10 protein-coding genes are annotated in these 11,151 nt (G+C 29.8%); 2 read left to right on the top strand and 8 right to left on the bottom strand.

Annotation, left to right across the window (positions count from 1 at the left end; translation table 11 throughout):
• Positions 1–4: 4 nt before the first annotated feature.
• The 6 genes from VJY32_RS04840 to alaS all read right to left on the bottom strand — a co-directional run bounded on the left by VJY32_RS04840 (position 5) and on the right by alaS (position 7,882).
• Positions 5–556, bottom strand: a complete 552-nt coding sequence (locus VJY32_RS04840; protein ID WP_353676768.1) for a hypothetical protein — start codon at positions 554–556, stop codon at positions 5–7.
• A gap of 8 nt (positions 557–564) precedes the next feature.
• On the bottom strand, positions 565–2,010 hold the full coding sequence (gene rlmD, locus VJY32_RS04835; protein WP_353676767.1) for a 23S rRNA (uracil(1939)-C(5))-methyltransferase RlmD: 1,446 nt from the start codon (positions 2,008–2,010) through the stop codon (positions 565–567).
• Entirely contained in the window at positions 2,007–2,714 is a 708-nt protein-coding gene (locus tag VJY32_RS04830; RefSeq protein ID WP_353676766.1) for a class I SAM-dependent methyltransferase, read from the bottom strand. Before VJY32_RS04830 ends, rlmD begins: the two co-directional genes overlap by 4 nt.
• A gap of 12 nt (positions 2,715–2,726) precedes the next feature.
• Positions 2,727–3,818 carry an ATP-binding response regulator gene (locus VJY32_RS04825; protein ID WP_353676765.1) on the bottom strand — a complete coding sequence of 364 codons (1,092 nt, stop codon included), beginning with the start codon at positions 3,816–3,818 and terminating at the stop codon, positions 2,727–2,729.
• Positions 3,819–5,159 carry a sigma-54-dependent transcriptional regulator gene (locus tag VJY32_RS04820; protein WP_353676764.1) on the bottom strand — a complete coding sequence of 447 codons (1,341 nt, stop codon included), beginning with the start codon at positions 5,157–5,159 and terminating at the stop codon, positions 3,819–3,821.
• Positions 5,160–5,269: 110 nt separating this feature from the next.
• Positions 5,270–7,882 (bottom strand): alanine--tRNA ligase, encoded by a 2,613-nt coding sequence (alaS, locus tag VJY32_RS04815; protein ID WP_353676763.1) that lies wholly within the window; start codon positions 7,880–7,882, stop codon positions 5,270–5,272.
• A gap of 351 nt (positions 7,883–8,233) precedes the next feature.
• On the opposite strand from alaS, the gene VJY32_RS04810 reads away from it, so the two are divergent.
• A complete protein-coding gene (locus VJY32_RS04810) occupies positions 8,234–8,812 on the top strand; it encodes an RNA polymerase sigma factor (protein ID WP_353676762.1) in 579 nt (192 codons plus the stop codon).
• 5 nt (positions 8,813–8,817) lie between these two features.
• Positions 8,818–9,852 carry an anti-sigma factor gene (locus tag VJY32_RS04805; RefSeq protein ID WP_353676761.1) on the top strand — a complete coding sequence of 345 codons (1,035 nt, stop codon included), beginning with the start codon at positions 8,818–8,820 and terminating at the stop codon, positions 9,850–9,852.
• On the opposite strand, the gene VJY32_RS04800 is transcribed toward VJY32_RS04805, so the two are convergent.
• On the bottom strand, positions 9,853–10,353 hold the full coding sequence (locus VJY32_RS04800; protein WP_353676760.1) for a hypothetical protein: 501 nt from the start codon (positions 10,351–10,353) through the stop codon (positions 9,853–9,855).
• Entirely contained in the window at positions 10,337–11,020 is a 684-nt protein-coding gene (locus VJY32_RS04795) for a PspC domain-containing protein (protein ID WP_353676759.1), read from the bottom strand. Before VJY32_RS04795 ends, VJY32_RS04800 begins: the two co-directional genes overlap by 17 nt.
• Positions 11,021–11,151 lie beyond the last annotated feature (131 nt).

Genomic DNA, 11,151 nt, shown 5'->3' with positions numbered 1-11,151 from the left:
AAAGCTAATCTTTTATATCGCGTTCTTGTTCCATTGATTTTTCACCAAGTGCAGCATACTTAGCTTCTTTTTGATGGTCGCCAAGTTTTTTATATAAGTTTGCAAGTGCAAAGTAAACTTTACTTTTTATTTCTACCTGCTTCAAATTTTCTTCAATTATTTTTAATATTTTTTGATTGGTTGGAAGCTCTAAATCATAGTTGTAAAGTTTAAGAAGTCCCAATAAAGGTTCATAAGAAGAAGGATTAATTTGAATTGATTTAATGTAATAGTTAATAGCACTTTCAAGATAATCGAAATTACTCTGAAGATTTTCAAAAACTTTGGCTGTCCACATTGATATTTGAAATCTATGTTCAGTAAGTTCACGTAATAGTTTTTCTGTATACATTTTTATTTCGTCGAGCGATAAGGCTGGATTGGCAAGCAAAATTTTATAAATTTCTACATCATTTATTTTGAGTTTTATTGCTTCATCAAATGCATCGAATAATTCATCTGATGAATTAGAATTCCTGAAAATATTTTCAATTCTTTTTTTTACCTCTTCATTCATTTTTTATATCAGCTTATTTTTTTTAGCAAAGCTACATTTTCAATATGATAGGTATGAGGAAACATATCAATAGGCTGAATTTTTATCAATTTATATTTTTCGTTACAAAGAAGTTTTATATCTCTTGCTTGCGTTGCTGGATTGCAGCTAATGTAAATTATTTTTTCGGGATTTAATTGCAAAATATCATTTATAGTTTTGGGATTCATTCCATTTCTTGGCGGGTCTGCAATTATAATGTCCGGAGGGGGTAATTTTTTTTGTTTGATGAATGGCAGTAATGATTTATTTAAATCCCAGAGCAATGGTTCAAAATTAGAAACATTATTTATTTCAATGTTGATGTTTGCATCAGCTACAGCAGAAGAAACACTTTCAAATCCATAAATTTCTTTAGCATTTTTTGAAATAAAAATTGGAATTGTACCTGCGCCCGAGTATAAATCATAAATAACTTCATCACCTTTTAATAAAGCGAAATTCATTGCAGTTTTATAAAGTTTTTCTGCTTGGAGTGTATTCGTTTGAAAAAATGAATTAGCACTTATTCTGAATTTATAATTTCCAATATAATCATAAATGTAACCTGAACCATGATAAACTATTTCATAATCACCAGTAGCCACTTGTGATTTTTTTTTGTTAATATTGTTCACAAAAGTAGTTATCTCTGGAAAATTATTTAATAGTTCATCACGAAATTCTATCATTAATTTTTCGTTTTCTTCCGAAGTAACAAGGTTTACCATTACATCATTAGAATGAGCTGATTGTCGAATAACAAGATTTCTCAAAAAACCAGAATGTGTTTGTGTTGAATAAATTGAAGAATTGCGTTGCTTAAAAAATTTTCTTGAGAAGTTTAGAATTTTATTACTTAATTCTGATTGCAAAAAACACTCATCAATATCAAGAACTTTGTCAAAGAAATTGGGAATGTGTAAACCAAGTGCAAAGTCTTTGTCTTTTACTTCCTGCATTGAAGCAATCTCATTTTCCGTAATCCATCTTTTTGTAGCAAAAGAAAATTCCATTTTATTTCTGTAAAAGAAAATTTTTTCTGAAGGAATTATGGAATTAATTTCAAAGCTTGATAAGCCGCCGATTCTTTCGAATATGTCTATTACTTGTTCTTCTTTGTATTTTAATTGAATTTTGTAATCGAGATTCTGTTGTTTGCAACCGCCGCATGTTCCAAAATATTTGCACCTGGGTTCAACACGATAAGGAGATTTTTCGATAAATTCTTTTATCTTTCCTTCTGCATAAGTTTTTTTAATTTTTGTTAGCTGAGCTATGATTTTATCTCCGGGATAAGAGTTATCAATAAAAACAACAAATTTTTTTGGATTAACTTCCTCATGCTTATGTACTTCTTTTATAATTTTTGCTATTCCTTTCCCTTCAAAGGCATAATCAATAATTTCGAGTTCGATTAAGTCTCCCTTTTTCAATTTTCACCCTTTTGTAATAATAAAACGAAAAATCCAAGATATTTATTTCCACCTAATTTTAGATAAGCATTTGATTCGTGACTGAATCTGTTTATTACTTTTTTATAATATGCTTTTTCTTTATCATCTAATTTATCTTTGGCACTTTTTAATTTTTCGATTGCTGTTGAATAATAATCTCTTAGAGTATTAGACAAATCAATTTTGTTAATTACCTTAAAATTTCTTTCTATGTAGTATTTTTCTAAATCATCAATAAACAATGGCAGCAAAGCGGACGAATCATAAATATCTTTCATAAATTTTGGTGTTTCTTTTTTGAGTGAAATAAGTTCTCCTGCACAAAAATATCCATTCGGTTTTAAAATTCTTTTTATTTCTTTAATGATTTTATTTCTATTAGTTAGAGAAATTGAAGCCTGAGCATAAATTAAATCAAAATAGTTATCGTCGAAATCTGTTTTTTCATATTCCATAATGATTGCATTTATATCCTGGTTATTCCTTAATTCAAGTCTTGAAATTATGAATGATTCGTAATCATCTACAATTAAATTTACTTTTGAGTTATAATGCTTTGAGATTTCGATGGCAATATTCTCATGTCCAGCGCCAATTATTAATATTTGTTCTAATTTTGTCTTTATATTTTCAAATAGAAATTTAACTTGATGAGTTGTTCCGGGTAACAAAATTGTTTTCATAAATTATTTTAATTAACCGATAAGTTCTCTTATAATTGAAACCATTTCTTCGATGTTATAGGGTTTGTTAATAACTCTATTTACGATGCTTGTTAAATTTGTGTCCTCCAAAAAATCACTTTGTGAACCGGTTGCAAGTATAACAGGTAAATCTTCATATATTTCTTTGATTTTCTTAATACAGGTGATTCCATCTAAATCCGGCATTTTCTGGTCAATTATTAAAATGTCAGGAATCAGTTTGGAATTTATCTTTGATATAACATCTTTACCATCAGAAGCAGTTACAACATTATAACCATAAGATTCGAGCAACTCTGACAATAATTCTCTAAGAATAATTTCGTCTTCTGCAATTAAGATGGTTTTTTTGCCATTATGATTTTTCTTTTTACGTGATTTAATTGCAGGTAGAACAATAGTAAATTCAGTCCCTTTGCCTGCTTCACTTTTAACTTTGATTAAGCCGTTATAACTTTTGATAATTTTATTGACAATAGTTAAACCTATACCGCGATTCTTCATTTTGCTTTTTGTAGAAAATTTTTCATCAAAAATATAAGGGAGTGCTGAAGAATCGATGCCAATTCCAGTATCAGCAACTTTGATTTGAATGAACGATTGATTTTCAAAAAGTTTTAGTTCGTCAACATTTGTGCTGCTTGATTCTATATTCGAAGTAGAAATTGTAATAGTTCCTTTATTTTGAATTGCTTCGGATGCATTAACAATAAGATTTAACATTACTCTGTAAAAATCTGAATATTTTCCTTCAATCAAATTAAGGTCAGGTTCAAGTTTTAAAACGAAATTAATTTTTTCTTTAAGTTGAATTGCTATTGTATTTGCAAGGTCGTTAATAAGAATATTGATATTTATTCTTTTTTTCCTTGGTGCTTTGTTAATTGTTTCGGTAATAACATCTTCAATTATTTCTGAAACCATATAAGTGCCATTTTCAATACTGTTTAGTATTGAACTTACATCATCATAATTGTTTACTTTTTTCTTCAGAAGTTCAACACTATTTAAAATTCGAGTAAGAATGTTATTGATATCATGAGCAAGATGTTTTAATGGAAGACTTTTATCTTCTGTTTGCATCTATTTCAGTTTATACTTAATAATTTTTGTATACAAAGTTTTCTGGCTTATTCCCAGTGCTCGAGCTGTATTTTCTCTGTTCCAGTTGAATGCATCGAGAGCTTTTTTAATATGAATTTTTTCAACCTCTTCCAGAGACATTATAGTTCCGTCATCTTTTACAAAGTTTGTGAAATCGAAATCATCTTTTGGAATATTAAGGTCTTTAGGATAAATAGTATCTCCGTCAGAAAAAATTATTGCTCTTTCAATCATATGTTCAAGTTCTCTTACATTGCCGGGAAAATTGTACTTCATTAATTCTTTTTTAGCTTCTTCGGATAATTTTTTTGTTGCCCTAATAGGAGATTTCTTTTGAAGAAAATATTCAGCTAAAAGCAGAACATCATTTTGTCGTTCCCGCAAAGGTGGAATTTTAAGTGTGATTACATTCAGTCTAAAAAGAAGGTCGCGTCTAAAGTTTTTCTTTTCTGCCTCTTCCATTAAATTCTTGTTTGTAGCACCAATAACTCTAACAGAAGAACTTAGATTTGTAATTCCGCCAATTCTTCTGAATTCGCCATTTTCAAGAAATCTTAAAAGTTTTGGCTGAAGTGTTAAACTCAATTCTCCAATTTCATCGAGGAATAATGTTCCACCGTTAGCAATTTCTACCAGACCTTGTTTGGAAGTTTTGGCATCAGTAAAAGCTCCCTTTTCATAACCGAATAATTCGCTTTCGATTAGCTGATCGGGCAGAGAAGCACAATTTATTGCAACGAAAGGTTTATCTGCTCTGTTTGAATTTTTGTGTATAAATTCGGCAAAAAGTTCTTTGCCAGTTCCTGTTTCTCCTTCAAGTAAAATATTTGAATCTGATTTTGCAGCTCTTTCCGCAAGACGAATTACTTCTTTTATACTGTCACTTTCACCAATAATATTTGATTGAAATGTTTGGACCTTTGAACTAAGAATTTTATTTCGAAGAATTAAATCACGATGTTCAATGGCTCTTTCAATTGTTACGCACAATTGTCCAAATTCATAAGGTTTTGTAATAAAATCGTATGCGCCCTGTTTAATGCAGTCAATTGCAGTTCGAATATCTGACTTTGCTGTTAATACTATTACTTGTGTTGAAGGAAAATTTTCCTGTACAAAATTTAATACTTTCTCGCCATGGACTTCTCTCATTTCCAGGTCAAGAAGCAATACATCATATTGTTTTCTTTTTAGATTTTCGATTGCATCTTTGCCATCATAAACAACATCGACACGGTAGCCTTCATTAACAAGTTCTTCTTTTAGCAGGTAACAGAGTGTTTCGTCGTCATCGGCAATTAATATTTTGTAGCCATTCATAAGAAGCTGTTATAATTATTCTAAATCAATATAAAAAAAATTGGCAATAAAATCGTTGAGGTAATTATCAGATTAAAAGTAAAAGATGAAAAAAGAATTTGAGTAATATTTTATAAACTGCTTACTATTTTTTCAAAGTTGCTTAATGCTTCATCAATTTTACTTATATCTTTGCCGCCTGCAGTAGCTAAATGAGGCCTTCCACCACCGCCACCACCTAAAATTTTTGCTACATCTCCTACAATCTTGCCGGCAGAGATTTTTTTGTCCTTAATTAAATCATCTGTAACTATGCACACAATTCCAACTTTTTTATCAATTTCAGAAATTAATAAACCAATTCCGCTTTTTATTTTATTTCTTAGTTCGTCGCCCATTAATTTTAACTCGTCCATATTATCTGCAGTAACTTTTCCTTTAAAAATTTTTATTCCATTTACATCAACAGAATTTTTAATTATGGAATCTATTACATTTAATTTTTCCTTAAACTTTAGTTCCGATAACTCTTTTTCGAGTTTTTTCTTTTCTTCAAGCAGTTTTTCATAAAGTTCTTCTTTGTGTTTAATTTTTGTTTCCTGTTCTTTAATAAATTTTTCCACACCAGCACCCGTAACTGCTTCAATTCTTCTTATTCCACTTGCAATTGAAGATTCACTTATTATTTTTAGTAAACCTATTTGAGAGCTGTTTTTAACATGCGTTCCGCCACAAAATTCCATTGTATAATTTCCAAATTGAACTACATTTACTTTATCGCCATACTTATCACCAAAGAACATTAATGCACCCATTTTTTTTGCTTCTTCAAAAGGCACATCCCGATGATGGAAAAGTGGCAAATTTTCTCTAAGTTTTTCATTAATTAATGACTCAATTGCTTCGAGTTCAGATTCTGTTAATTTTTGAAAGTGACTGAAATCAAAACGAAGTCTATCTGGACCAACATAAGACCCTGATTGCTGAACATGACTGCCTAAAATTTCTCTCAATGCTTTGTGAAGAAAATGAGTTGCCGAGTGATTTCTCATTATATCCCATCTTCTTTTTTCGTCAACTGATGCAGTAACTTTATCACCAGGATTAATTTTTATTCCTGATTCATTTTCAACTATGTGAATAATCTGATTGTTGATTTTTAATAAGTTTATAACAGAAAGATGAGTGTCGTTAATAATAATGCTGCCTGTATCGCTTACCTGTCCGCCTGCTTCAACATAGAATGGTGATTTATTCAAAATAACAAATGATTTCCCATTTTCATTTTTAATTCCGATTACCTCAGCATCTGTCTTAAGTTCATCATAGCCAGTAAATTCAGTTGGAATAGTTGAAGAGATTTCAAAATCATCTGTTGAATTAATAATTACATTTACCCCGCTTAATTTTTCTTTTGTTGATTTTCTTGCTCTTTCTTTTTGTTCATCCATTAGTTGATTAAATCTATTTTCATCAATTGTAAAACCGTTTTCTCTTGCCATCACATTCGTTAAATCAACTGGAAATCCATAAGTATCATACAGCTTAAATACTTCTTCTCCGGGAATTACCTTTTGATTATTTTCTTTCAATTTCACAATTAAATTTTCAAATAATTCTATTCCTCTATCAAGAGTCAAATTAAAACTTTCTTCTTCTACTTTTATAATTTTTTCAATCTTAGTTTGATTTTCTTTTATTTCAGGAAAAACATTTGAAAAATTTTTCACAACTACTTCTACTAGTTTATAGAGGAATGGTTCTTTAAGATTAATTTTTCTGCCATATCTTGAAGCTCTTCTTAATAATCTTCTAAGCACATAACCTCTTCCATCATTACTTGGTACTGCTCCATCAGCAATTGCAAATGTAAGAGTTCTGATATGGTCTGCAATTACTCTCATTGCAATATTGTTCTGGCCTTCAGCAGATTTATCTTCAGCAGGCAAATTATAATTATATTTTAATCCGGATAGATTTTCTATTGAATTTATTATTGGAGTAAAAATGTCTGTATCATAATTTGATTTTTTTCCCTGAAGAACTGCAGTAATTCTTTCAAAGCCCATTCCAGTGTCGACATGTTTTGCAGGCAGTTCGTGAAGGATACCATTTTCATCACGATTATATTGAATAAAAACAAGATTCCATATTTCAATGCATTCGGGTTTTCCTGCATTGACCCATGCTGGATTTTCATAATCATTACTCAAATTAATGTGAATTTCTGAACAAGGACCGCAGGGACCTGTTTCGCCCATTTCCCAGAAATTATCTTTTTCATCGAATCTTAAAATATGTGCTGGATTAATATCTGTAACCTCTTTCCACAAATTATAAGCTTCATCATCTGTTCTAAATACTGTTGCCCATAGTCTTTCTTTAGGAAGTTTCCATACTTCAGTTAATAATTCCCAAGCCCATTGAATTGCTTCTTTTTTGTAATAATCTCCAAAAGACCAGTTCCCGAGCATTTCAAAAAAAGTGTGGTGATAAGTATCGTATCCAACTTCTTCGAGGTCGTTATGTTTACCTGAAACCCTTATGCATTTTTGTGTATCAACAGCTCTTTTATAATCTCGTGTACCAATCCCAAGAAATACATCTTTAAATTGATTCATACCGGCATTTGTAAAAAGTAAAGTTGGATCACCCTGAGGAACTACTGGTGCACTTGGTACAAGTTTGTGACCTTTATTAACAAAGAAATCTAAAAATTGTTGTCTAATTTCGTTTGATGTCATAGTGAATGCAGAGATTTTTTATAAAATGTGAGCAAATATAATAAAAAATGGAAGGAATGTGTGATGATGTAATTTTTATTAAGTGAAAATTTGAATCTATAGAGGTTTCTCGAAATTTCAATGTCTCATTTCTGTGTAAACAGGAAACTATTGATTATTAAATAAATTTTCGCTTTGTTCCATCAGAATGCTTGTGTAGTTTGAATTACAGTCAATACGAAATCTTTTTCAGAAGTTACATATAATTATTCGGATTGCTGATATAAAATAATGCAGTTTTTAATAAATATATTGTAATTTTGTAATAGTAATAATAGTTTTGATTATAAATATTCTGAAGGTGTAAAATATTTGAACAGCTTCAAAGAGTTAACAGATTTAGAATTGATGAGAGAGATTGCGAATTTTGAATCGCGTGCTCTCGAAGAATTATATGACAGATATTCACCACTTCTTTATACTTTAATAAAAAAAATTACGCCCGATGAAGAGACTGCTGAAAAAGTGCTTGTAGATGTTTTTGTAATAGTTTGGCGAAAGACTTTTAGGTTCAATTTTAATAACGGTAATGTTTATAGCTGGCTTATAACATTAGCACGAAATAAAGCAGTTGATACTCTTCGAAGAAGCAGGAACTCTCTTTCAACTTCTCAAATCTACGATGATGAATATGAGGATTATTTTATTATTCCTACTTTTCCAGATGATATGGATAGTCTTGATTTGAATACTGCAATGAGTTTGGTGCCAAAAGTTGAACGTGCTTTATCAAAACTTACAGATACACAAAAATATGTTCTTCATCTTGCATATTATGAAGGGTATACAATTGACGAAATTGCGGATAAATTGAATGTGCCAATTGAAACTGTTAGAAGCAAAGTTATGAATGCTTTACATAATTTTAGAGATAACCTGACGAAGGAGTAATAGAAATGTCCGATGATGCAATTCACGAGATGATGGCTGCTTTTGCAATTGGGTGCATGGATAGAAAGAATTTTATCCAATTCAAAGATTATGTCGATGCCGGAGGTGAATTACCCGAAGGGGCATTGGGGGAATTGCAAAATATTGTGTCATTAATTCCGATTATTCTTGAGATAGAACAACCAAAAGAGTCACTTAAGGATGAGGTCGCAAAAAGGTTAATCGGTCTGCAGGATGAAATTAAAACAAGAATTAGAGAAGAAAAAAGAAAAACTTTGCTTGGAAAAACATTTCAAACTGCTCAAAAAGAAATTAGCAAACCAACATTTCAACTTTCTAATCTTACAAAATCTACAATTGTGAAAGAAACAAAAGAAGAAAAAACAGCTAAAACAAAAACAAAATATGAGGGTTCTATAATTCCTGAAAAACCTGTGCAGTATATGACTCCACAACCATCAATAACTCAACCAAGAGAAAAATCAAGTGGAGCAATTATTGGCTGGTTTGCTCTTCTAATTTCCGTTGTATTGTTCTCGGTGTTGGGGTACTATTCTTTTACTTCAATTGAATCATTGAACAAACAAATTGAAGAATTAAATCACGATATAACTCTCTTTCGAAGCGAATTGAGCCGAACAAATAATTTTATGAACAATTATCTTTCTTTTATTGAGTTCTTCAATTACAAAGATGTTATGATTATAAATCTCACAAGTGTAGACCCTAATGAAAAAGCAAGTGCACGTGTATTCCTTTCATTTGATGTTAAGGAAGGATTAATTCAATTTAAAAATGTAAAACCGCTTCAACCCAATCAGGGTTATCAATTATGGGCAGTCAGTAAAGGTATTGCATATTCAATGGGTGTTTATACTCCAAGCAGTAATGAGTATATTCATATTAGTTCATTCCCATTTATTCCAAAGGAAAATATAGAAATGCTTAAAATTACTATTGAATCAAGTTCTGGTTCGCCAACACCTTCAGTTCAAAGTTATCTTGTTGGTAATTTCCCTCAGCAAACAAAATTAAGATAGTTAATCATTCCTTTTAAGGAATAAACTAATTCCTAATAAAATAAAAATTATCGGCAGAATAATATTTCCAATTTTTAAGTAATGATAAATAAAATAACTGCTTTCAATTTTCTGAATTATTTTTACTGCTGGATATAAGATTAGCAAAAGAAATATGCTTGTGTATAGATAATACTTTTTTTTTGTCTCTTCAATGAATAATAGAAAAAATATGGCACTGCAAACAAAAATAATGAATAGAACTAATGTTGTATATGAATAAACTTTATAGTAAACATTTAATACTAAAAATATTCCTGTGAAAAAAGTAATTGAGGAAAACACAATCATATTTCTTTTATGATAATTAAAAGAGATGTAGACAGCTGGAATACCATAAAGCATTAAAGCAATACCTAAGATTGCATTAGCAGGGATGTGAATTAATTTCCCATTTAATATTGATAAGATTCCATAAACAATAATTGAGAATCCAAGCAGTGTTTTATAATTCATTTTCATCTGTCAATCCTGATTCACTTTTTCTAGGCTGAATTATTTGAAGAAAAATATAAAGCAATAAAATTGCTCCTGATGTTATTAATGTGCCAATTATAAAAAATGCTCTTATAAGATTTATATCAATACCTGTATCATCACTTAAATTTTTGCACACACCAAACATAATCCTTTTGCTTTTAGAGACTTGTTCAAAATCTTTAGTAACTTCTTCAGAAGAATTTTTATCAAATAAATAAATTCCAATAATTAAATACATAAAATTGGTTAATAAAGAATTTTGATTTAATAAATTATCTCTGTGAATCAATTCTGTACTTTTAAATAACCATAAAATTCCTGCAAGAATTAAAGCCCCGCTTAAAACTGTGTAAGAATTTTTTCTTCTAATTCGAAATTTCTCAAGATCACTTAGTGTTGTAGATTCTTTTTCGAGCGGGAAAATAAAAGAAGCTAATAAATAAATGTAAATAAACCAGCTGCTTAAGGCTAAACTAAGTATTGAGATTAATCTTATAAATGAAATATCGACATTGTAATATTTACCCAAGCCAGCACAAAGTCCTGAAATAACAAAATCATTTCCCGAACGCTCTAATCTTTTTATTCTTTTGATTTGTTGAGTGCTATCGGGTTCTTCAAATATATCGGGAATATTATTTTCGTTCATGGAAATATCTAATCTATTATTCCTTTGTTAAATTAAGAAAATTTTATTTGATTAATAATTTGTAAGAAAATTTTAATCTAAAATCCGATATAGGACATTAAAAAGTAGATTTTTTCTATAATGTGGTCAAT

This window comes from Rosettibacter primus, from assembly GCF_036860675.1.
Taxonomy (GTDB): Bacteria; Bacteroidota; Ignavibacteria; order Ignavibacteriales; family Melioribacteraceae; genus Rosettibacter; species Rosettibacter primus.
The sequence above is the reverse complement of the archived record's forward strand: the minus strand, read 5'-3'. Positions and strand labels throughout refer to the sequence as shown.